General features: G+C 29.5%; 22 protein-coding genes. 19 read left to right on the forward strand and 3 right to left on the reverse strand.

The annotated features are described in order from the left end of the window. The first annotated feature begins 184 nt into the window (after positions 1-184). Together B3W71_RS14610 and B3W71_RS14615 are read left to right on the forward strand one after the other, a co-directional pair. The gene (locus B3W71_RS14610) at positions 185-3,508 is read left to right on the forward strand and encodes an SNF2 helicase associated domain-containing protein (RefSeq protein WP_346889668.1); all 3,324 of its coding nucleotides are present in this window, start codon (positions 185-187) and stop codon (positions 3,506-3,508) included. A gap of 276 nt (positions 3,509-3,784) precedes the next feature. Further along, a complete protein-coding gene (locus tag B3W71_RS14615; protein ID WP_346889669.1) occupies positions 3,785-5,185 on the forward strand; it encodes an MATE family efflux transporter in 1,401 nt (466 codons plus the stop codon). A gap of 66 nt (positions 5,186-5,251) precedes the next feature. Here B3W71_RS14615 and B3W71_RS14620 read toward each other — a convergent pair whose 3' ends face one another. Next, on the reverse strand, positions 5,252-6,028 hold the full coding sequence (locus B3W71_RS14620) for a glucose 1-dehydrogenase (protein ID WP_346889670.1): 777 nt from the start codon (positions 6,026-6,028) through the stop codon (positions 5,252-5,254). 370 nt (positions 6,029-6,398) lie between these two features. Between B3W71_RS14620 and B3W71_RS14625 the strand changes: the two genes are divergently transcribed. From B3W71_RS14625 to B3W71_RS14640, 4 genes are all read left to right on the forward strand, one after another. Then, positions 6,399-6,857 (forward strand): GNAT family N-acetyltransferase, encoded by a 459-nt coding sequence (locus tag B3W71_RS14625; RefSeq protein ID WP_346889671.1) that lies wholly within the window; start codon positions 6,399-6,401, stop codon positions 6,855-6,857. Positions 6,858-6,948: 91 nt separating this feature from the next. Beyond that, a complete protein-coding gene (locus B3W71_RS14630) occupies positions 6,949-7,428 on the forward strand; it encodes a hypothetical protein (RefSeq protein ID WP_346889672.1) in 480 nt (159 codons plus the stop codon). A gap of 147 nt (positions 7,429-7,575) precedes the next feature. Further along, positions 7,576-9,303, forward strand: coding sequence for an oleate hydratase (locus tag B3W71_RS14635; RefSeq protein WP_346889673.1), 1,728 nt, complete (start codon positions 7,576-7,578; stop codon positions 9,301-9,303). A gap of 209 nt (positions 9,304-9,512) precedes the next feature. Continuing rightward, positions 9,513-9,671, forward strand: coding sequence for a hypothetical protein (locus tag B3W71_RS14640; protein WP_346889674.1), 159 nt, complete (start codon positions 9,513-9,515; stop codon positions 9,669-9,671). 329 nt (positions 9,672-10,000) lie between these two features. Here B3W71_RS14640 and B3W71_RS14645 read toward each other — a convergent pair whose 3' ends face one another. Together B3W71_RS14645 and B3W71_RS14650 are read right to left on the reverse strand one after the other, a co-directional pair. Further along, positions 10,001-10,102: a putative holin-like toxin gene (locus B3W71_RS14645; RefSeq protein WP_346889675.1), complete on the reverse strand. Its 102-nt coding sequence runs from the start codon at positions 10,100-10,102 to the stop codon at positions 10,001-10,003. 344 nt (positions 10,103-10,446) lie between these two features. Further along, positions 10,447-10,980, reverse strand: coding sequence for a GNAT family N-acetyltransferase (locus B3W71_RS14650; protein WP_346889676.1), 534 nt, complete (start codon positions 10,978-10,980; stop codon positions 10,447-10,449). A 217-nt stretch (positions 10,981-11,197) separates the two neighbouring features. On the opposite strand from B3W71_RS14650, the gene B3W71_RS14655 reads away from it, so the two are divergent. From B3W71_RS14655 to B3W71_RS14715, 13 genes are all read left to right on the forward strand, one after another. After that, positions 11,198-11,671 carry a dihydrofolate reductase gene (locus B3W71_RS14655; RefSeq protein WP_346889677.1) on the forward strand — a complete coding sequence of 158 codons (474 nt, stop codon included), beginning with the start codon at positions 11,198-11,200 and terminating at the stop codon, positions 11,669-11,671. Between the two features lie 46 nt (positions 11,672-11,717). Beyond that, positions 11,718-13,424: an ABC transporter ATP-binding protein gene (locus tag B3W71_RS14660; RefSeq protein WP_346889678.1), complete on the forward strand. Its 1,707-nt coding sequence runs from the start codon at positions 11,718-11,720 to the stop codon at positions 13,422-13,424. Positions 13,425-13,437: 13 nt separating this feature from the next. Next, the gene (locus B3W71_RS14665) at positions 13,438-15,159 is read left to right on the forward strand and encodes an ABC transporter ATP-binding protein (protein ID WP_346889679.1); all 1,722 of its coding nucleotides are present in this window, start codon (positions 13,438-13,440) and stop codon (positions 15,157-15,159) included. 493 nt (positions 15,160-15,652) lie between these two features. After that, the gene (locus tag B3W71_RS14670; protein WP_346889680.1) at positions 15,653-16,249 is read left to right on the forward strand and encodes an FMN-dependent NADH-azoreductase; all 597 of its coding nucleotides are present in this window, start codon (positions 15,653-15,655) and stop codon (positions 16,247-16,249) included. A gap of 547 nt (positions 16,250-16,796) precedes the next feature. After that, positions 16,797-17,522, forward strand: coding sequence for an MBL fold metallo-hydrolase (locus B3W71_RS14675; protein WP_346889681.1), 726 nt, complete (start codon positions 16,797-16,799; stop codon positions 17,520-17,522). 64 nt (positions 17,523-17,586) lie between these two features. Then, entirely contained in the window at positions 17,587-17,784 is a 198-nt protein-coding gene (locus tag B3W71_RS14680; protein WP_346889682.1) for a hypothetical protein, read from the forward strand. Between the two features lie 194 nt (positions 17,785-17,978). Then, positions 17,979-18,776 carry an amino acid ABC transporter substrate-binding protein gene (locus tag B3W71_RS14685; RefSeq protein WP_346889683.1) on the forward strand — a complete coding sequence of 266 codons (798 nt, stop codon included), beginning with the start codon at positions 17,979-17,981 and terminating at the stop codon, positions 18,774-18,776. A gap of 12 nt (positions 18,777-18,788) precedes the next feature. After that, complete coding sequence (locus tag B3W71_RS14690; RefSeq protein WP_346889684.1) at positions 18,789-19,430, forward strand: amino acid ABC transporter permease; 642 nt, start codon at positions 18,789-18,791, stop codon at positions 19,428-19,430. A gap of 12 nt (positions 19,431-19,442) precedes the next feature. Beyond that, on the forward strand, positions 19,443-20,126 hold the full coding sequence (locus B3W71_RS14695) for an amino acid ABC transporter ATP-binding protein (protein WP_346889685.1): 684 nt from the start codon (positions 19,443-19,445) through the stop codon (positions 20,124-20,126). Between the two features lie 415 nt (positions 20,127-20,541). Then, positions 20,542-21,366 carry a zinc transporter ZupT gene (zupT, locus tag B3W71_RS14700; protein WP_346889686.1) on the forward strand — a complete coding sequence of 275 codons (825 nt, stop codon included), beginning with the start codon at positions 20,542-20,544 and terminating at the stop codon, positions 21,364-21,366. A 103-nt stretch (positions 21,367-21,469) separates the two neighbouring features. Next, positions 21,470-22,219 carry a hypothetical protein gene (locus B3W71_RS14705; protein WP_346889687.1) on the forward strand — a complete coding sequence of 250 codons (750 nt, stop codon included), beginning with the start codon at positions 21,470-21,472 and terminating at the stop codon, positions 22,217-22,219. 266 nt (positions 22,220-22,485) lie between these two features. Continuing rightward, on the forward strand, positions 22,486-23,196 hold the full coding sequence (locus tag B3W71_RS14710; RefSeq protein ID WP_346889688.1) for a class I SAM-dependent methyltransferase: 711 nt from the start codon (positions 22,486-22,488) through the stop codon (positions 23,194-23,196). A 148-nt stretch (positions 23,197-23,344) separates the two neighbouring features. Continuing rightward, entirely contained in the window at positions 23,345-23,872 is a 528-nt protein-coding gene (locus B3W71_RS14715) for a DUF5662 family protein (protein ID WP_346889689.1), read from the forward strand. The last annotated feature ends 129 nt before the right edge of the window (positions 23,873-24,001 follow it).

The following is a 24,001-nucleotide window of genomic DNA, read 5'->3' on the forward strand; positions in this document are numbered from 1 at the left end:
TCTATTATTTATTTGATAGTGCCTAACTAAGAAAATAGGTAAATAATATAGATAAGGGGATAATTAAAAATTTAGATGAAAAGCAATTCTCTTAAAATAAATGCGCTATAAAGATAAAAAAGGTATATAATAAAAGGTAGAGTAAATTTAGAAGAAAAGAATTTAAATTAGGAGAATTACAAGGATGAATTTTGGTTTAGAGTTGGAAGAAATAAAGGCTATATGTGGAAAGATTGTTTATAATAGAGCCATGGATATGTACCTTAGAAATAAAGTTAGAAGTATGAAAATCAATGAAAACTCTATAAATACATTATCAATTACGGGCATAGTACAATCAGCCTATGACGTAAATAATTATAGAATTAGTATACTTATTAATAAGAAAAATTTGAAAATGTATCCTAACTGTAGCTGCGATGACTTTAGTAAGTATCATATGTGTAAGCATATAGGGGCTGTACTTATAAAGTTAAAGAAAGAAGGGGTAGAAGGACGAGGTATAAATATTCCTAAGTCTGGTGAAGAAGAACTCCTTGAGACTTATAAAAGTACCTTTAATAAGGAAGTTAGTGGGATTGAAAAGGAACTTTTAAATATGGAAGTTACTTTAGTAGTAGAAGATGAGAGTTATGGAAGTAAAAGAAAGAACTTTTATATAGAATTAAAGATAGGTACTAATAGATTATATGTGGTAAAAAATGTTCGAGAGCTTATGGAATGTATATATAGAAGTGGTGGAACTATTAATTTTGGAAAAGAGCTTCAATACACAAATACTAAATATATGTTTAAGGATAAAGATAAAAAAATCATTGATATAATAAAGGAAATTTATGATTTAAATAAGGAAGTTATGAATAGGATATATACTAATCATTCTGTATTCTTTAGTGGAAAGAAAGCATTTCTTTCAGAAGCACAACTAAAAAATATTCTAGATATTAAAAATGGTAAGAGCGTTAATTTAGAATATAAAGGACAATTACATAAAGATGTTATTGTTTCCTTAAGTAGTATTCCTACTAGTTTCTACATGTTTATGAAGGGAGATAATTTAAATATAGATATGAATGGTGAAATTCCTCAAGTGATTTGTGAAGATACAGGACTGTATTATTTAAATAATACGTTATATCTTCTATCTGAACAAGAAAAGAGTGATTTTGCTCCACTTCATAAAGCCTTTACTAAGTCAGAGAGCAATACTATATCCTTTGGAAGAAATAATATTAATGATGTAGCAAATTTCCTTATACCGAAGTTAAAAAATATAAGTCCTATAGTAATTAAGGATGAAAGTGTAAAAGAGCTTATAAAAGAAAAACCTTTAACAACAGGATTTTATTTAGATAAGGATAGAGATAGAGTTACCTGTGATATGAAATTTAATTATGGAGATGAAAGTTTTTATTATAATTTAGAAAATGAAAAGAGAGATATAAAAGAAATAAATCATGATGAACTAGATGAAAGTGAAGCAGAAGTAGCTGAGGCTAATATCGATAATATACTTATTAGAGATTTAGTTAGGGAAAGAAAAATGGTAGAAAAGCTTCATGGTCTTGGATTCAAAAATACAGATCAAACTTTTTATATAGAAAAGGAAGAAGATTTAGTTGAATTTTTAACCTATGGTGTAGAGGAGCTAGTAGAGATAGGAGATGTTTATTATTCTGATAGCTTTAAAGAAATAAAAATATTAACACCTAAATCCTTTAGTTCTAGTATTAGATTAAATGATTTGGATCTTTTAGAATTTAATTTTAATATTGAAGGAATTTCTAAGGATGAATTAAAGGAAACTTTGAAATCTATTAAGCAGAAAAAGAAATACTTTAAATTGAAAAATGGATCTATAATTCCACTTCAAGGTAATGAGATTGAGGACATTTATTCTGTTATAGATAACTTTGATATATCAATTTCAAAGCTAGCCAGTGGTAGTGTAGAAATACCTAAGTATGCATCCTTATATATAGATGAAAAGATTAATAATGGAGCCTTAAGCTTTGTATCAAGGAATAAAGGATTTGAAAATCTTATAAATACAATAAAAGATATAAATAGCAATGAGTATAGGGTTCCAGAAGAACAAAGTAAGGTATTAAGATCTTATCAAGAAATAGGATTCAAATGGTTTAAAACCTTATCAGAATGTGGTTTTGGAGGAATTCTAGGAGATGAGATGGGACTTGGTAAAACTCTTCAAGCTATAACATTCATAAATTCAGAGAAAGAAGAAGGTAACTTAAAAAATAAAGCTTTAATCGTATGTCCTACTTCTTTGGTGTATAACTGGGTTATGGAGTTTGAAAAGTTTTCTAATAATTTAAAGGTGGTAGCTATAAGTGGAAGTAAGGGAGAGAGAGAAGCTCTAGTAGAAAATTTAGAAGAATATGATGTAATAATTACTTCTTATGCTTTAATAAGAAGAGATTTAGAGTACTATGAGAAGACAAAATTTGATCTTTGTATTATTGATGAAGCTCAATATATAAAGAATCCTACTTCTTTAAATTCAGAGTCAGTTAAGTCAATACAAGCTAAGAGTAAATTTGCAATGACAGGAACCCCTATAGAGAATTCCCTCACAGAGCTTTGGTCTATCTTTGATTTTATAATGCCTGGGTACCTTAAAACCCATGGGAAGTTCAATAAAAGTTTTGAGTTACCTATAGTTAGGGAAAAGGATGAGATGGCCCTAGATGAATTATTAAAGCTTATAAGACCATTCATTTTACGAAGATTTAAAAAGGATGTAGCCCTTGAATTACCCCAAAAGATAGAGCATAAAATAATAGTAGATATGACAGAAGAACAGAAAAAGCTATATTATTCCTATGTAGATGCATACAAGGAAGAGATGGAACAGGAAATAAGTGAAAAAGGCTTTAATAAAAGTAGAATGAAGATATTATCACTTATTACTAGGCTGAGACAAATTTGTTGTGATCCAGCTTCTTTTATAGAAAATTATAAAGGAGATAGTGGAAAGTATCATGCTCTTTATGACATACTAGAGGAAGCATTAGAGAACAATCGTAAGGTGTTATTATTTTCTCAATTTACTACAATTTTAAGTAGTATAAAAGAAAAGTTAAATAAGAAGGATATAAACACCATGTATTTAGATGGTTCTGTTCCAGCTAAGGAAAGAATGAACCTAGTTAGAGAGTTTAATGAGGGAGAACCATCAGTATTTCTAATTTCTTTAAAAGCAGGGGGAACAGGACTTAATCTTACCTCAGCAGATATGGTAATACACTTTGATCCATGGTGGAATCCAGCAGTGGAAGACCAAGCTGTAGATAGAGCACATAGAATTGGTCAAAAAAATACGGTAGAAGTAATAAAGCTCATAGCTAGGGGCACAATAGAAGAAAAAATCTATAGCATTCAAGAAAAGAAAAAAGAAATTATAGAAAAAGTTTTAGATGGAGAAGAACATACAGACTTAACTTTATCCTCCATGAGTGAAAAAGAATTAGCAGAATTATTTTCATAGTAAAGATATTTTATTTAGATAATGAAATTTTTAGCATATCGAAATAAATGTTTGAAAAAATAAATTACGTAACGTATAATTATATTATGAGACAAGATGTTCAAATAAAAACTACTTAAAATTTCAAACATACATGAGGTTATTAAGGTTAAGATGAATGTTAACCTAAATTATCTATTATGAAATAAATAGTTTAGTATGTGTTTTGCAAGGTTACGAGTTTTCTAACCTTGCATTAATATGTAAAAAAATTTCAAATTAGAAGGGAGATACTACATGGGTAGACAAAATTCACTAGGTGAAGAAAAAATCACAAAATTATTACTTAAATTTTCTATACCAGCTATTATCGGCATGCTAGTTAATGCATTATATAATATTATTGACAGAGTGTTTATAGGGCATATTCCAGAGATTGGTAACCTAGCAATTACAGGTGTAGGAGTAACTATGCCAATATCAACTATTATATTAGGTTTTGGTATGTTAGTTGGAATAGGTACAGCAACAACAATATCTATAAGATTAGGACAAGATAAGAAGGAAGAAGCAGAGAAGATTTTAGGAAATGCTTTTACTTTAATTGTAATTATTAGTTTAGCTATAACAGCTATAGGTTTAATCTGGGGAAAAGATATACTAAGGATGTTTGGAGCTAGTTCAAATACACTAGTATATGCAGAAGAATATATGCAGATTATATTTATAGGTACTATATTTAACATGTTAAGCTTTGGACTAAACCACACTATAAGAGCTAGTGGAAGTCCTAATATAGCTATGGCATCTATGCTTATAGGAGCATTTACTAATATAATCCTTGATCCAATATTTATATTTACATTGGGAATGGGAGTTAAAGGGGGAGCTATAGCTACAGTAATAGCTCAGATTGCTTCAGCCATATGGGGTTTAAGCTTCTTCTTAAGAGGAAACGCTAATTTAAAAGTTAAAGCTAAAAACTTTAAGTTAGAGAAAAAGCTAGTACTAGCTATATTTGCTATAGGTATGTCACCATTTAGCATGCAAATAGCAGCAAGTGCAGTTCAAGTAATATCTAATAAATCTTTAATGGCCTATGGTGGAGACTTAGCCATAGGAGCTATGACTATAATAAATAGTGTATCAACTATATTCTTGATGCCTATATTTGGACTAAATCAAGGAATGCAACCTATAGTTGGATATAACTATGGCGCTAAAAAGTATGATAGAGTTAAGGAAGCTATAAAGTATCCTCAAATAGCGGCTCTCATTATTGCTACCATAGGATTTTTAATGATAGAACTTATTCCAGGAGTTTTAGTAAAGTCATTTAACTCAGACCCAGAGCTGCTTTCAATAACAAAGCATGGAATGAGAATTTTCCTTTGTATGGTTATTTTAGTAGGACCACAAATTATAAGAACTAATTACTTCTCTTGCATAGGAAAGGCTAAGAAATCTATGTTCTTAAGCTTGTTAAGACAAGTAATACTTTTAATACCATTCCTTATAATTCTTCCAATGATACCTCTTCCAAATGGAGAAACTCTTGGATTAACAGGAGTATGGATGGCAGGACCAACCAGTGACTTCATATCTTTTATAATAACTAATTTTATGTTTAAGCATGAAATTAAGAAATTAGACAATCCTGACATAGAAGATGGAGAAGTTATGGGTGAAGCTATTTAAAATAATTGAATATAAAGCAAAAAGGCTGTATCTTAGATACGGCCTTTTTCATATATAAATATCTTTTTAAACTATGGCAAATCCACCATCAACAAGGATATGTTGAGAAGTTACATAGCTAGATGCATCTGATGAAAGATAGATAATTGTTCCGTTAAGCTCTCCTTTTTTACCAGGTCTTCCAGCTGGGGAAATAGTATTATAAGCTCTAAGGAAAGGCTCATGTTTAAATAGAGTATTTTCAGTCATTTCAGATTCGAAAAGACCAGGTCCTATAGAGTTAACTGTAATGTTATCCTGCATATAACTTGCAGCCATACCCATAGTTAGTCCTCTTACAGCTGCTTTAGAAGCATTGTAGGAGTGACGGAAAAGAGAAGGATCTTTATCTGCAAGAACTGCATTTATAGAAGCAATGTTAATAATTTTACCGTATTTTATTTCTTTCATATGAGGAACTACATATTTACTCATTAGGAAAATACCTTTAACGTTAATATCCATAACTTTATCCCAAGCTTCCACAGAAATGTTTTCAACAGAACCTCCAGTTGCAACACCTGCATTGTTAAGAAGAATATCAATTTGTCCAAAGTGACTCATAACTTCCTCTACTGCCGATTTAATACTTTGTTCATCAGAAACGTCACATTGAACTGCTAGAGCTTTTCCACCCTTGTCTTCAATTTCTTTAACTACATGATCAAGCTTATCTTTTCTTCTTGCAAGTAGTGCAACGCTAGCTCCATATTCAGCATAAGCTCTAGCTGCATCAGCACCTAGTCCACTAGAAGCACCTGTAACAATGGCAACTTTACCTGTAAGATCAAATAAATTATTCATAACATCAAATCCTTTCTAAAATATATTTTATATAAATTATTAATAAATAAAAATTATCAAAGAATATTACTTATTAATTATATCTTAGCATAGTTATAATATATTGTAAATTAATTAATTATTTAACAAATTAATTCATAACTAGTATTTTGAATCAAAATATAATTTATGATTCATGTTTATATAGTATGGCTGATTTTTATATAAGTTAAACTGAATTTTTACATAAGACTAGGGTAATTAAAAAAATATTATAGAACATAAAAGTTCTTAACCAACTTTCAATAGAATTATAGACTCTATATACAAAATATTCTATAATTTTAATATAATATCAAATAAGGGGAGTGAAATTTTAGGGGGAATGGGAATGATAAATATTCGTAGAGCTAAAGTAGAAGATGCTAATATTTTAACTAGCATTGCTATAAACTCAGAAGCATATTGGGGCTATGATGAAGACTATATGGAAAGTTTTAAGAATACCTATAGAGTAAGTGAAAACTATATAAGTAATTATCCTACTTTTTTAATAGAAGATGATGAAGAGATAGTGGGGTTTTATGGAATTTTAATGAATGAAGGGGAAACAGAGCTCGAATATTTTTTTATTGATTCTAAGCATATTGGAAAAGGTTATGGAAAACTATTATGGAGTCATGTAATCGAAACTGCTAAAAGTCTTGATATTAAGAAGTTTGAAATAGTAACAAGTCCAGAGGCCATAGGGTTTTATACAAAATTGGGAGCTATAAAAATAGGAGAAGTAGAATCATTAGTAAAGGTAGGACGTAAAATTCCAAGATTGATTTATCGTATAGATGAATAGTTGTTTATATTAAAATAGATGATAAATGTTTCATAAAGAAATTGCATTTAATATTTTAAAGCAATTAAGATTATTATCAGGAGGGATAGAATTGAAATTGAGAAATAAAGTTCTTTTAGGGCTGTGTTTATTATTTTTATTAGGCACTTTAAGTGGGTGTAATGCAGATTCAGAAAAAGATGACATGTATAGTGATAATAATAAAATATCACCAGATGTTGATAGCTATAGTTATGTAAGAAGAAGTGAGTCAAGCTCTAAAAATCATATTAATGTTAAGTATGGGAAGTTTTCTGGTACAGATACTATTTGGATTATAGAGTCTAATGGGGGTAGTGAAATTACCTTTAATTATGATTCTAAAGTTGATAGTGGAGATTTCAAAGGTGTTTTAATCACTCCAGAAAAGCAAGTAGAAACTGTATTAGAAGGAGTTGGTAAAGGAGAAAAAACAATAAAACTATCAGAAGGAGAGTATAGATTTAAGTTTGTAGGTAAGAAGGCTAAAGGGAAAATTGATATTTCAATTGAAGAAGATGATGATGCTAAAATAACAAAAATGGACGATTAATATGGTATGTATAATGTAAGTATTGATTATTCAAACTTATACACTTTTAGGCAAACCGACAAATCTGCATAAATACGCTTTAATTGTATTAAACTATAATAATAAATCTTTACTAATTAATTTAACTAGAAAGTTGAGGTAATTATTATGAGTAGAAAAACAAGTAAAAGTAGTATAAATCCATTAGTTGCTATAGGAACTATAGCAGGTGCAGCTACAATAGCTACTTTAGGAGCAAAAAAACTTAAAAATAAGGCAGGAAGTCAAGGAACAAAATTTGAATATATAGATCATTTAGGAAAACAAGTTTATTTCGTTGGAGGAGGCTTAGCTTCTTTAGCAGGTGCAGCTTACCTTGTAAGAGACTGTAACTTTAAAGGAGAAAATATTCACATCATTGAAGGAATGAGAGTTCTTGGTGGTAGTAATGATGGTGCTGGAGATGTACAAAATGGTTTTATATGTCGTGGAGGTAGAATGTTAAATGAAGAAACCTACGAAAACTTCTGGGAACTATTCTCAAGTATTCCATCTTTAGATATGCCAGGTAAAAGTGTTACAGAAGAAATACTTAACTTTGACCATTTACATCCAACCCGTGCTCAAGCTCGTTTAATAGATAAGTATGGAGTAATTCAAAATGTAAGAAGTATGGGCTTTAATAATGAAGACCGTATGGCCCTTGGTAAATTAATGATTACTCCAGAAGAAAGTTTAGATGATATGGCTATAGAGCAGTGGTTTAGCCATACCCCTCATTTCTTTGAAACTAACTTCTGGTATATGTGGCAAACAACCTTTGCTTTCCAAAAATGGTCTAGTTTATTTGAGTTTAAACGTTATATGGAGCGTATGATTTTTGAATTCTCTCGTATAGAAACTTTAGAAGGAGTTACACGTACACCATATAATCAATATGAATCTGTTATCTTACCATTAAAAGCATATTTAGATGACCATGGTGTTGACTTTAGTATCAATGCAACTGTAACAGATTTAGATTTTAAGCCAGGCAATAAAATTACAGTAACAGCTATTCACATAGAAGATGAAAATGGAGAAAGAGTTATTGAACTAAGTCAAGGGGATGTATGTATTATGACCAATGGTTGTATGACTGATAGTGCAACTTTAGGTGATCTTCATACACCAGCAGCTTATGATCCAAGTGCTTCAATTTCAGGGGAACTTTGGAGAAAAGTTGCTAATAAAAAACAAGGCCTTGGTAATCCAGATCCATTCTTTAATCACCCAGATGAAACCAACTGGGAAAGCTTCACTGTAACTTGTAGAGGAAATAAACTTTTAAAATTAATAGAAAAATTCTCTGGTAATATTCCAGGTAGTGGTGCTTTAATGACATTTAAAGATTCTAACTGGTTAATGAGCATAGTAATTGCAGCTCAACCACACTTTAAAGCTCAATCAATGGATACAACTATTTTCTGGGGTTATGGTTTATATACAGATAAAGTTGGAGACCATGTAAAGAAACCAATGCGTGATTGTACTGGTGAAGAAATGTTAATAGAGCTTCTACATCACTTACATTTGGAAGATCAAATAGATGAAATTATGAAAGATGTGATAAATGTTATTCCATGCATGATGCCGTATATAGATTCTCAATTCCAACCACGTAAGATGTCTGATCGTCCAAAGGTTGTACCAAAAGGCTCAACTAATTTTGCTATGATTAGTCAGTTCGTTGAAATTCCTGAGGATATGGTATTTACAGAAGAATATTCAGTACGTGCAGCGAGAATTGCAGTATATACTTTATTCGGTATGAAGAATAAGAAAATTTGTCCAGTAACTCCATATAAAAAGAATCCTAAGGTTCTAAGAGAAGCCCTAAAAACTTCTTATAGATAAATACACTCTTACATTAAAGTAGCATTAGTCACTATGGGTAAAAACTTTCATTAAGTTACAAAAACTAGTAGCTTCATTTGTGTTGAAGATGCTAGTTTTTTTATTCAACATATTTCTGCTTGGAAGTGGTATTAATATCCTGTAAAATAAAATAAAGGAATAACTTTAGTCGAAGAGAGAATTATTTTGGTTAGAAGGTAGTGATATATGTGAGTGATATTATATTAGAAGCGAAAGAGTATTTTAAAGGTTTATCAAAAGAAAATAGTCTAACTACAAGTAAAGTTAGATCATTTTCTTCAAAATCATATAAATCCTTAGAGGATAAAAGTATTAACTTAAAAATAAAGATATTATGCCTAGGATAGCTTTTAGATATGCATTAGAAAAGTTTGATGAAAAAACTAGAATAAATTTGATGAAAGGTTAATATGTATAATTTGAATAAAGATAGATAGTTGAAAGATATTGAATAAATTTATAAAAAAATATACATATTCTTAGAAGAATTTGGTATAATATAAGTAAGAAATGAAGAAAATATTTAGTGATTTATAAGTAAAATATATAAAGAAAATGCATATAATAAAAAATAGGGTGTTGGAGCACCCTATAATATACAATTCTAGTTGCTTAGGCAACTGGCATTACTAAAATTAAAAAAGAAATTAGTAGCTTCCATTTGCACACGGGGCTACTATTTTTTTGATATCCTATCAATAAGCAACACTATAAATGTCAAGAATGCCAGAAGGAATAATCCACCTTGAAATAATAGCATTAAAGTATTGTCACTCAATGTATCACCTCCCTTTAAAAGAGGTAAGTGATACCAGTAGCCCACTTCAACTATATTGAATTGTATATAGAAATCATACCACAAATTTCATAATATTACCATATAGGTTGATGTAAAAGCATCAATATAGTTTGTTGGATCAGTTAAACATAGAGGCTTCATAAAGAGAGCTTTTTAGTAAATATATAAAATTTTTCATAGATAACTATTTAAATATTTCTATAGAAAAAATTTTAACTATTTAAAAAGTTAGCCATATTTTAGAGGAATGTTGATATTATAGTAATTATTACAGGAAACATTTAGACTTCTCTTATAATCCTTTATAAGTATGCAGTTATGGATTATGTTAAGTTAGTTAGATAAAGAGAGTATATATTATGTAAGTATTTATTGCCTCTAAATATCTCATAACTTGAACTAGATAAAACAAAACCAAGGTTTTCTGCAAGACGAATTGACCTTTGATTATCAATATAAATACATGCAATTATCTCTTTTACCTTCATCTCATTCATAGCAAATTCGATAATTTTTTCCATAGCTTCTTGCATATAACCATTTCCCCAAAACTCTTCTTTGAGGTCGTATCCTACTTCTACTTTACAATTTGATTGATCCCAACAATGAAACCCGCATGTACCCATTTTCATACCATCTGATTTCCTTAGGATAACCCAGCGATGCTGCAATCGTGGTTCAGGCTTTATATAGAATGTTATGATTTCATCTGCTCCTTGCATATCAGTTACTTGCTCTGCATCAAATAAGTATTTATTTACTACGTCATCTGAAAATTGGCTAAATATAAACTCTCTGTCATTAATACTTATATTTTTAAGAAGTAATCGTTCTGTTTCTAGATTATTAAATAACATATCTGCCTCCTACTATATAAATAATCTTTCTTTTAAATACAAATGAGTAATGTATTATAATTTATGCGTATGACAATTATAACATTTATTTGCATATAATGTATATGAGTAAGGGGATATTAATGAAGTTTAGGGTTTAATGAAAGTAGTAGGTGAAATGTATATCTATAGGTTATAATATTATGTAATATGACTATGAAGGTAGGAGGATACTAAAATGATTTCAATAATTGTAGCAGTGACAAAGAATAATGTGATAGGTAATAATGGAATAATGCCTTGGAAGATAAAAGGAGAGCAAAGAAGGTTTAAGGAGTTAACTACGGGTCATACTATAATTGTAGGTAGAAAAACTTTTCAGGCTGAGGGAAAGCCATTACCTAATAGAAAAACTATTATAATTTCTAAAACTAAAAATATAGAATGTGAAAACTGTGTTACTGTTAAATCTCTTAAGGAAGCTTTGGAGCTAGCAAAGGATGAGAAGGAAATATTCATTGCTGGTGGAGGGGAGATATACAGACAGGTACTACCTATGACAGATAGAATATACCTCACTATTATAGATAAAGTTATTGAGGGAGATGTTTATTTCCCGAAAATTAATGAAGATGAATTTGTGAAAGCCTATGAAGAAAGAATTGAAGGAGAAATACCATATACTTACTATACTTATGAGAGAAGAAAGTAAGCTAAAATTGATATATAATGGATGATAAAGTAAGGGGGATAAGGTCTTGTTTAAGCTAAAGAGATTTCTTAGGCCATATATAAAAGAAACGGTTATAGGGGCTGGGGCAAAATTATTTGAAGCCATTTTAGAGTTATTACTACCATTACTTATGGGAAAGATAATAGACATAGGAATTAGAAATGGCAATATAACATACATATGGAAAACTGCCTTATTGATGTTTGGGATAATATCAGTAGGATTAGCATCAGCATCTCTATGTCAATATTTTGCTTCTTATGCTTGTCAAAATGTAGGTAATGATATTAGAAAAGAATTATTAAAAAAGATTTCTCAGCTATCCTATGAGGATATAGATCATTTTAGTGATTCTACATTGATTAATAGAACAACTAATGATGTTAATCAAATTGTACAGGCAGTTGCTATGTTGATTAGATTAGTTAGTAGAGCACCATTTTTATGCATTGGAGCTTTAGTGATGTCTCTATATATAAATCCTAAGCTATCATTAATATTTGCAGTTTTAATTCCAGTTTTTGTTTTAATATTGATTATAATAATGAAAAAAACAGTACCACTATATAAAGCATCTCAAAGTAGATTAGATACCTTAGGAAGAGTACTTAGAGAAAATTTAACGGGAGTACGTGTAATTAGGGCATTTGCTAGGCATGAAAAAGAGCAGGAGCGTATGGATGAGGCTACAGATGATTTATCTAAAGCATATATAAGAGTTTCTAATCTATCTGCACTGATGAATCCAATTACTTCATTAGTTATGAATACTGGTATTATAGTACTACTTTATATAGGAGCTATAAATGTTAATATTGGTACTTTAACACAAGGAGATATTGTGGTTTTAATAAATTATATCACACAGGTTTTACTAGCTCTTATAATAGTTGCAAATCTTGTGGTGCTATTTACTAAGGCATCGGCATCAGCTGCTAGAATAAATGAGATTTTTGAATACACACCAAGTATTGTTGATAATAAAAATGAGAAAGTTTTAGAATATACAGATAAGATTGTTGTTTTTGATAATGTGTCTTTTAAATATAATTCAGAAGAAGTTTTATCAGACCTATCCTTTACTATTGAAAAAGGAAATATTTTTGGAATTGTAGGTACAACGGGAAGTGGAAAATCCACTGTAGCTAACTTAATTCCAAGATTTTATGATGCTACTGAAGGAAGAGTTATTTTCGGAGGAAAGGATGTAAAAGATCTTTCTCAGAGTTTTTTACATGATGAAGTAGGAGTTGTGCCTCAAAAGGCAGTGTTATTTTCTGGTACCATAGCAGATAATATTAGATGGGGAAAGGAAGAGGCAACAGATGAGGAAGTAATAGAAGCTCTTCAGGTTGCTCAGGCCTATGACTTTGTTAGCTCTATGAAGGATGGAATTAATTCTGTAATCTATGAAGGTGGAAAGAATTTATCGGGAGGGCAAAGGCAGCGTTTAACTATAGCTAGAGCTTTAATAAAAAAGCCTAACCTTATTATTTTAGATGACAGCTTAAGTGCTTTAGATTATCAAACAGATAAAAAGCTTCGTAATTCTTTAAAGGAAAACTTAAAGGATAGTACAGTTATAATAATTTCCCAGAGAATAAGTTCTATTATTTCAGCAGATAAAATCTTAGTATTGGATGATGGGAGATGTGTAGGTATAGGTAACCATGAAGAATTGTTAAGTAGCTGTGAAACTTACAAAGAAATATATGAATCTCAAAGCAAGTAAAGGAGGAAAGGCTATGACAAATTTTAAAAAGTTATTAAGGTATGTAAAACCATATAGATTTCAAGTAGCACTGGCTCTTTTCTGTGCTTTTATAAGTAATGTTGGTATTGTGGTTGCCACCTATTTAAATGGAGTTGCCATTGATAATATTGGTGGAGTAAATAATGTAAATTTTCAAGATTTAACAAGAATATTAATAGGTCTAGGAATTATATATTTAATTTCCGTAACATTTCAATGGTTTATTTCTCGTTATGCAAATAAAGTATCCTATATGATAGTAAGGGATATGAGAAGGGATACTTTTAAGAGTTTAAATAAGCAATCTTTGGCTTACTATGATCATAATCCTCATGGTGATATAATTAGTCGTTTTACAAATGACTTAGACTCTGTTAGTGATGCCTTAGCTGTGTCCATAACAAATGTATTCTCAGGAGGAGTGACGGTTATTACAGCACTGGTTTTTATGCTTTACTTAAATGTTGAAATTACTATAGCGATTTTAATAGTAACTCCCATATGCTTTATCATTGCGTCTCTTATAAGTAAGTTCAGTCAAAAGACTTTTGTTAAACAGCAGCAAGCTGTTGGAGAATTATCTTCCTTTGTAGCTGAGATTGTAGGAAATCAAAAGACTGTTAAGGTATTTAATAGAGAAGAAAAAAGTATGGAAGAGTTTAATCATATTTCAGATAATCTTTGTAATGTAGCTACTAAAGCTATGTTTGCTTCTGCTCTTATAAATCCAAGTACAAGATTTATAAATAATATTTCATACATAGCAGTGGGACTTGTAGGAGGAATTTTAGCTATTACAAGTGGAGTATCTGTTGGTATAGTTTCTAGTTTTTTAGTATATTCTACTCAATTTGCAAAACCTTTTAATGAAATATCAGGTATCACAGGGCAGATACAAACGGCCTTTGCTTCTTTAACTCGTATTTTTAGCATTATAGAAGAAAAGCCTGAAGATGAAGATAAAAGTAATGCTATTGAACTTAAGGATTGTAGAGGAAATATATCAATTAAAGATATAAGCTTTTCCTATGATAAGAAAAAGCCATTAATACAGAATTTCTCTTTTGAAGCTAAATCCGGTCAGCTTATTGCAATTGTTGGACCTACAGGATGTGGTAAAACTACTTTAGTAAATTTATTAATGAGGTTTTATGATATAGATCAAGGTGAAATTTTAGTTGATGATAATAACATAAGGGATATCAAAAAGAATAGTTTAAGAAAGAGTTTTGGCATGGTACTTCAAGATCCATGGCTATTTAAGGGAACTATTAAAGAAAATATAGCCTATGGAAATCCTAATGCCACAGAGAATGAAATAGTAGAAGCAGCTAAGGCAGCTCATGCACATTCCTTTATTAAGAGATTAAAGGATGGATATGATACTATTATTTCGGATGAAGATCTATCACAGGGACAGCGTCAGCTATTAACCATAGCAAGGGTAATGCTAGCAAATCCTAGAATGTTAATTCTAGATGAAGCAACTAGTTCCATTGATACGCTGACAGAGGTTAGAATACAAAAGGCATTTTTAAATCTTATGGAGGGAAGAACAAGCTTTGTTATTGCTCATAGGCTTTCAACCATAGTAAATGCAGACAAGATTCTAGTTATGAATAATGGAAATATAATAGAGCAAGGAAATCATCAAGAACTAATTAGTAAAAAGGGGTTCTATTATGACTTATACAATAGTCAATTTGCTTATTAATATAAAGTTTTAGGAGATTCTTATACCTATAGAAAATAAATTTTAAGTTAGATTTTAAGCTAATCCTAATTAATAATGCAGAGAAGTTTTTACTTTAAATAAATTAATGTTAATGTAATTAAATTTAAGAAGATATTAATTTAAATTTACAACTCTTATAAAATAATTAAATCTAAAATAGTTTATACAAAAATATAAAAATAGCTAGTAAATTAATTATATTTACTAGTTATTTTTATATTAAAATACCTAATTTAAAATAATTTTTAAATAATAATATTTATCCGTTGACCTTATCATTAATTAGTGATAAATTTAAATTATAGAAGATATAAAAGAATTGATTGAGGAAAATAAATTAACTACTTATGGCAATATAACTGAGGGTATAAAAAACTTATAGTATGATAACTATAATATAAAGTTAAAAAATAATAAATAAAATTAAGACCTGTGGAATGATATGCACAAGGTGAAATAAGGAGAGAAAGATATGAGTAAAGTATTATATATTAAAGCAAATATTAAAAATCATGGAGAATCAAGAACTTTTAGGGTATCAGATAGCTTCATAGAAGAATATAAAAAGAATAATCCGGGTGATGAAATAATTACCTTAGACTTATATAAAGAAAATATAGATTTCTTAAGACCAGAAGATTTAGGAGAAATATTTGGGCCTAAGAATGAAGAAAGTAGAAATAATCCAATTTTAAAATATGCATACCAATTTGCAGAAGCTGATAAATATGTAATTGCAGCACCAATGTGGAACTTAAGCATTCCTGCAATATTAAAGGCTTATATAGATTATGTAAGTGTTACAGGAATAACATTTAAATATACAGCAGAAGGCCCAGTAGGACTTTTAAATAATAAAAAAGCTGTACACATTGTATCTAGGGGCGGAGAATATGGAAATGCTCCATATGAAATGGGAGATAGATACCTAAGAACAATTCTAGGTTTCTTTGGAATTCAAGATATAAAAACTATTGCCATAGAAAATGTAGATCTTCTTGGAGCAGATGTTGAAGGCAAAGTTGAAGAAGGAATAAAAGAAGCTAAGGATACTGCTAAAGTATTTTAAAATTTACAAAAGATAAAATCATATTTATAAAAGTTATAGTGCTTGGGAAAGTAAGGGATTTTCACAAAATAGACTGATCTAAAATAAATGTTGAGCATACCTTATATTATTATCTATCAGCCGTTTTTGAATGTTGATTTACTAGAGAATTTATTCAAGGTAAAATCTACAACAAAACAATCTATTCAAATGGCATTCGTTAGCAATAATATTAAAGTATAAGCTCAATATTTTATAAGGATTAATGAACTATTTTGAGAAAGTCTCTTATTTTTGATTTAATATAATCTGGAGATTAAAATAGTGATAGATTTTTTGAACATAAAATCCTAGTATAAACAATAATTATTTTAAAAAAGTATAATAAATACAACCATTGTAACCTTCATAGAGCGTAATCTAGGAACTAAAATGATTATAAGTGAATTAGATGTAATATTATGAAAATTATGCTATAATTTTAGAAAAAGTTAAATCAGTTAATTATTAAACATAGCAAGTTTTAACTCTAATAATGAATAATAAGGAAATTAGTATGGAGGTTAATATGGAAATAAAAAAAGTTGGTAGGAGAGGTACTCTTTTTACCTTTTATGATTTAGGAATTCCTACGAATGTGTATGTAATCAATGCGAAGCAATACGTTTATATTTTAGATACATATTTAGGACCAGATATAATGAAAATGATTAATCAATATATTAAGGAGCAATATGGAAATAAACAAGTGATTGTTGTAAATAGTCACAGTCATTGGGATCATGTATGGGGAAATAGCTTTTTTTCACCAACTATTATAATATCACATGTGTTATGCAAAAAATATATGGAGCAAGATGGATTAGAATCACTTGAAAAGTATAAAGAATATAAAAAAGGTGAAGTTGTTTTGACATATCCAAATTTGACATTTACAGATAAAGTTTATTTTGAAGACGATAATGTTTTGATTTATCATACTCCAGGGCATACAGATGATGAAATATCAATTATTGATTTAGAGGATAAAGTCCTATTTGCTGGTGATAACCTAGAACGGCCTATACCTTATCTTATATCAAAGGATATTAGTCAATATATAAAGACGTTAGAGGATTACTTAAATCTTGATGTTCAAACTGTTATTGGGGGCCATACGAATTGTGAGGATAAGAATCTAATAGAGCATAATTTAGATTATGTAAAAAAAGTATTGATAGGTGATACTGCAGAGTTTGAGAAAGGTGAATATGCTCAATATCATAAGGCTAACATGGAAGGATTGAATGAATAAAAAATTAGTAATAAGAAATTTTACAAAGTTATATTTCATTACTATATTTAAATTGATTTAAGATATGGAGGAAATTGATGCTTTAGACAGGGACAAAAATATATCATCTTTAGATTTATTTTGGTTACCGTCCATGGCTAAGCTTAGCGTAGAATTTAGTCTAGAAGTCGCTTATTTAAAATATCCTGTGCTTTTAGGGATTTATCTTACATGTATTCTTCATACTTTAAAAGTCCTAAGGCTTATTGGGAAAGCTAAGTAAAAGTTTCAAGTCAGTAAAATATAATAATATTACTTTAAATAGTGAAACAATTTGTTCCACTATTTATTTTTTTATTGTGCCAATACATATCATTATAAAAAAATCTGAAATGTATTTACTTTATCACTCTACCATGATAAAGTAATAAAGTGAAAGGGATATAGATAAATTATAAGTAGATGGGGGATAAGAAAATGGGTAAAACATTAAAAAGTGTAGTGACTTTTGGAATTATTGCAGTAATGGCATTATCAGTAGTAGGATGTAGTAATGATAAAAAGGATGCAATGGAAAAGGATAAGATTGTACTTGGTTTTGATGATACCTTTGTTCCTATGGGTTTTAAGGATGATAAAGGAGAAATAGTTGGCTTTGATATTGACATCGCTAAGGAAGTATCAAAAAGAATAGGTAAGGAAATAACTTTTCAGCCTATTGATTGGTCTATGAAGGAATCAGAACTTATTTCAGGAAATATAGATCTTATATGGAATGGTTATAGTATAACTAAAGAGAGAGAAGAAAAGATAAATTTCACAACACCATATCTAGAGAATAGACAAGTTATAATAACTTTAGCAGATTCAGGAATAAATAGTAAAGCTGATTTAAAAGGGATGAATGTTGGAGCTCAAAATCAATCTAGTGCAGTGTATGCGATAAACAAGGAAGAAGACCTTCTAAAAACCTTTAAGGATGGTAAGGTCTATACCTTTGAAACAAATAATGAAGCATTAATGGATTTAGAAGCAAAAAGGATAGATGCTGTTGTAGTTGATGAAATTTTAGCAAGATACTATATAAACCCAAAAGGTGAAGAAAAATATAAAATATTAAAGGACGATTTTGGAAGTGAAGCCTATGGGGTTGGAATAAGAAAAGGTGATGAAGAATTACTTGAAAAGATTAACCAAGCCTTCGAGGATATAAAAAAAGATGGTACAGCTAAGAAAATTTCTGAAAAATGGTTTGGACAAGATATATTTAAATAGGAGTGCATTTATATGAATAATTTAATTAGCCTATTACCACAAGTACTTCAAGGTCTAAAAGTAACTATTGAGGTATTTATATTAACACTCGTTCTTTCAATACCACTTGGAATACTAGTTGCGCAAGGACGATTATCTAGAAATAAAATATTAAACAAAATAACAGGTTTTTATATTTTAATTATGAGAGGAACTCCTCTCCTTTTACAAATTGTATTTATATTCTTTGGATTGCCTATTATAGGCATAACTCTTGATAGATTTACAGCTGCTATATTAGCTCTTACACTTAATTACGGGGCTTATTTTTCAGAAATATTTAGGGCTGGAATAGCGTCCATAGATGAAGGGCAATATGAAGGAGGGAAAGTTCTAGGATTTTCTCAGAGATATATATTTTTTAAGATAGTTTTTCCACAAGCGACTAAGAGAATACTTCCAGCAGTAGCAAATGAGATTATTACTCTTGTGAAAGATACTGCTCTAGTATATGTAGTGGGACTAGATGAACTTTTAAAAGTTGGGAAAATAGCATCAAATAAACAAGCATCTCTTTTGCCACTTGTATTAGTAGGAATAATATATTTACTTTTAATTGCAGTATTTAGTGAACTATTTAAAAGGTTAGAAAAAAGATACAGCTATTATCAATAAGGGGGAAATATTATGCTTAAAATAGAAGGATTAGAAAAGAAATTTGGTGAAAATAAAGTTTTAAAAGGTGTAAATCTTGAAATTAACGAGGGAGAAATTACTGTTATAGTAGGTCCTTCTGGTGGCGGAAAAACAACTTTTCTTAGGTGCATAAGTGGATTAACTCAGCCTGATAATGGAACTATAATAATAAACAATAAGTATCACTATAAACATGGTAAAAAAGTGCATAAAAATGATGGATTAGAAACAAGATTAGATGTAGGGTTAGTATTTCAAAACTTCAATTTATTCCCACATATGAGTGTTTTAGAGAATATTACAGAAGCACCAAAGGTAGTATTGGGAATGGAAATCGAAGAAGCTAGAAATAAAGGGAAAGAGATATTAGGGTTTTTAGGACTTGTACATAAAGAAAATAGTTATCCTTTCCAGCTCTCAGGAGGAGAAAAACAAAGAGTTGCAATAGGAAGAGCTCTTGCCATGGAGCCTAAGCTTATATGCTTTGATGAACCAACCTCTGCCTTAGATCCCAGTATCACTGGAGAGGTGGCAAATCTTATAAAAAAACTAAGTGTTGAAAAGGCTATGACAGTTTTAATCATCACTCATGATATGACCTTTGCAACTATGGTAGCAGATAAAATATTGTCTATGGATAATGGGATATTAAAGGATGAACATATGTATAAATAATGCTAAATATTAGATAAGTATAGGTTATAAGATTTACTAGAACTATTACTACCATCAGCCTTATCTTAATCTAGTTATATAAAGTAAGGAGAAACGATTAATAATAAATCTAATCAAATTAAAAAGAGAAAGTAATTTATGCTAAAACTTATTATGCATGTATAGTAAGGGCTATTACATGAAACCATAATTAAATAGTAGGAAAGAAAAAGTTAATTAAATAATGAGCTATAAACTATGTTATTAAGTTTATGGCTCATTTTTATTTAATAAATATTCACTATGACTTAGTAAAATAAAAGTATAAGATAATAAATTTTAATTGATATTCATTATCATTTATATTATAATGTGAATATAATAATATTATTAATAAAATATACAAAGCATGAAGCTTTTATTAAGGAGGGGGAATATGAAAGAAATATTAGTACCATTAGTTTTAACAATATTTGCAGGATTAAGTACAGGAATAGGTAGCCTTTTAGCTTTTTTTACAAAGAAGACAAATAAAAAGTTTTTATCTGTTAGTCTTGGCTTTTCTGCTGGGGTAATGATATATGTATCTATGATAGAAATATTTTTTAAAGCGAAAGATGCTCTTTCTATCGGATTAGGTGATAAGATGGGAGCTTGGATAACGGTTATAGCATTCTTTGGAGGCATGTTTTTTATAGCAGCTATAGATAAGCTTATACCTAAAGAAGAAAATCCCCATGAATTTCCTGATGAGGAAAAAGAGATTAATATAAAAGATAATAATTTAGATCCTGATGATAATAAAGAAAAGGGATTACTAAGAATGGGTGTATTTACAGCTTTAGCTGTAGCAATTCATAACTTTCCTGAGGGACTTGCAACATTTATATCAGCATTACAGGAGCCATCAGTTGCAATTCCAATAGTTGTAGCAATAGCAATTCATAATATTCCTGAAGGAATAGCAGTTTCAGTACCAATTTATTATGCTACTGGTTCAAGAAAGAAGGCATTTATTTATTCTTTCTTATCTGGATTATCAGAGCCAGTAGGGGCTATAGTAGGATATTTAGTATTAAGACCATTCATAAATGATGTAGTATTTGGGATAGTTTTTGCAGCAGTAGCTGGAATAATGGTATTTATATCATTAGATGAATTGCTTCCAGCAGCAAGAGAATATGGTGAGCATCATCTATCAATTTATGGATTAATAGCTGGGATGATGGTGATGGCAGTTAGTCTATTACTATTCATGTAGGATATTGATTATTAGAAATATATTAATGATCATAAATTAAGCATTATCAATAATCTATTAATATAATAGTATATAATATAGTTACTTTAGGAGAGATATGATAATGGCTAATGAAAATAAGTTATTAACAATAGATACAAAAGTAGGAAATGTTATATCTGAGAATTCTCTAGATAGGGTCATATTACGTGGAAGGCGCTTTGGTGAGAATAGTGAATTTATGGATAATTTAAATATTATAATAAATCAAAGCAATGGTGGGCCATTAAAGATAATTTCAACTCCATATGGCGGATATAATCTACAACTGTTTTTAGGTGACTTTAATGGAGATAGAAGAGATGACATAATGATAAGAGGAGATTCAGGAGGCTCTGGAGGATATGCTATAGCTGCCATTTATACTTATAATTACAATTATCATCAGTTCATAGAAATATTTAATCCTGATATGTTTAGCAATAAATATAAATTTGAAGCTAAGTATTTAGATGATTATAAGGTTCAGGTTAACTCGCTTACACTAAACAGAAAATATATAATAGATATTTCTATGAAACCTAGAATTTATTTAGACCTTGTGTATGACAATAATGGAAAGGTTAAAGAAAATATTATTCCAACCGTATCAGCAATTAATGCAGCATATCCTATTCAAAGTATATATAAAGAATCATATAGTCTATTCATAAGACAAAGAATAATTGGTGTAAATAATGCAGATACTCTTGGGGTTATGGAAAGCTTCGTATATTTAAATGATAACAATATAAATGTAATAGATATGGGGGCATTTACATTTGGCGAGAAGCTTCAAAATGATAAATTGCATGATAATGATAAGTTTCATTAATAGAGAAATAAATTTAGGAAAATTTATTTTTAAAGCTAAAAGCATATGTTGATAAAATGACGTTATATAGATTTAGAGAGATTTTAGCTTGTTATCTAATGGTAGTATTAAGGATGCGTTTTTAATAGCACATAATTGGAAATGGTGGATTTAAAATAGATTTTAATATCCATGTGTGTTGAATCTTGAATGGAGAAATTTTGGATAAACTACTCTCTATGATATAATTATTATGTAAAATATGTTAATTGTAGGAGGTATAAATAGTGGAGAGAGTTAATTCGGAGATTATTCGAAATGGAGAAGATGTCCTCATTATGCTAGATAGCATCTTAGAGAAACGAGATAGTGAGTGGTGGAATAACTTTTATTCTAATAACGGAAAAACAATTCCATTCTTTAAAAATATTCCAGATGAAAACCTTATTACCTACTTTGATTTAGGAATATTAAAAGGTGGTAAGGCTCTTGATATTGGCTGCGGAAATGGCAGAAATTCATTTTATCTAGCACATAAAGGATTTCAAGTTCATGGAATAGATTTTTCAGAAACATCTATTAAATGGGGAAAACAATTAGCAAAAGAAAAATCTATAGAATTAAATTTCATATGTCAATCAATATTCGATTTTCAGTGTGAGCCTGAGAGCTGCGATTTTATCTATGATAGCGGATGTTTTCATCATATTAAACCTCATAGAAGAAGCTCATATTTAAATACTATTTTAAAATTTTTAAAACCAGATGGATATTTTGCAATGACATGTTTTACTTTAGATGGTGGTGCAAATATATCTGATTATGACGTATATAGAGACCACTCAATGCACGGTGGACTTGGCTTTTCTGAGTATAAGTTGAGAAGCATTTTAGATAGCTATTTTGAAATAATAGAATTTAGAGAAATGAAAGAGAGTAATGATGAAAATATATTTGGAAAATCTTTTCTTTGGACTGTGTTGATGAAGAAAAAGTAAGATTTAAAATCTATGTAATTTTGAATTTAGTTTATATGTTTATAATAAGTAAGAGGGTGAAAAAAATTCGCTCTCTATTTTAAAAGAAAGAAGTTATGTTAATATAGAACTAAAGAAGAAAACATAATTTTAGGGGATGGAAAACATAATGAATGCAATTAATCACTTTAAAACTATTACAAGGCATAAATTATTAGTTATGAAATACTGCTTTAAGGTGGGTTTATATAAACAAGGAGTTTTACACGATTTATCTAAATACTCTTGGATAGAGTTTTCAGCAGGAATAAAATACTACAGAGGTGATATAAGTCCTAATGGAATACAAAAGCAAGTGGAAGGGTATTCTAAGGCTTGGCTTCATCATAAGGGAAGAAATAAGCATCACTTAGAATATTGGATTGATTATGGTACCAGTATTCAAGATGGACTAGTTGGTATGAAGATGCCAAAGAATTATGTAGTTGAAATGTTTATTGATAGAATATGTGCCTGCATGAATTATGAAAAGGAGAAATACAAGGATGATTCTGCTTTAAGGTATTATGAAAGAGGCAAGGATTATCAAATCATCCATGAAGAAAGTAAGGAGCTGTTAGAATTTTTACTTAATAAGCTAGCTGAAGAAGGAGAGCAGGCTACATTGGATTATATAAAAAATCAGGTTTTAAGATAAGATTAAAAAGTCATCTCAAAGGAGAAATTTCTTCTTCGGGATGGCTTTATTTTTATCCGATGACTACCCGCTCTAGTACTCCTATCGCACTCTGTGAAAGCGATTCGCACCAAATCAGAGATTTGGGCT

The sequence above is a fragment of the Clostridium sp. UBA1056 genome, assembly GCA_002316385.1.
In the GTDB taxonomy this organism is placed as follows: domain Bacteria; phylum Bacillota; class Clostridia; order Clostridiales; family Clostridiaceae; genus Clostridium_J.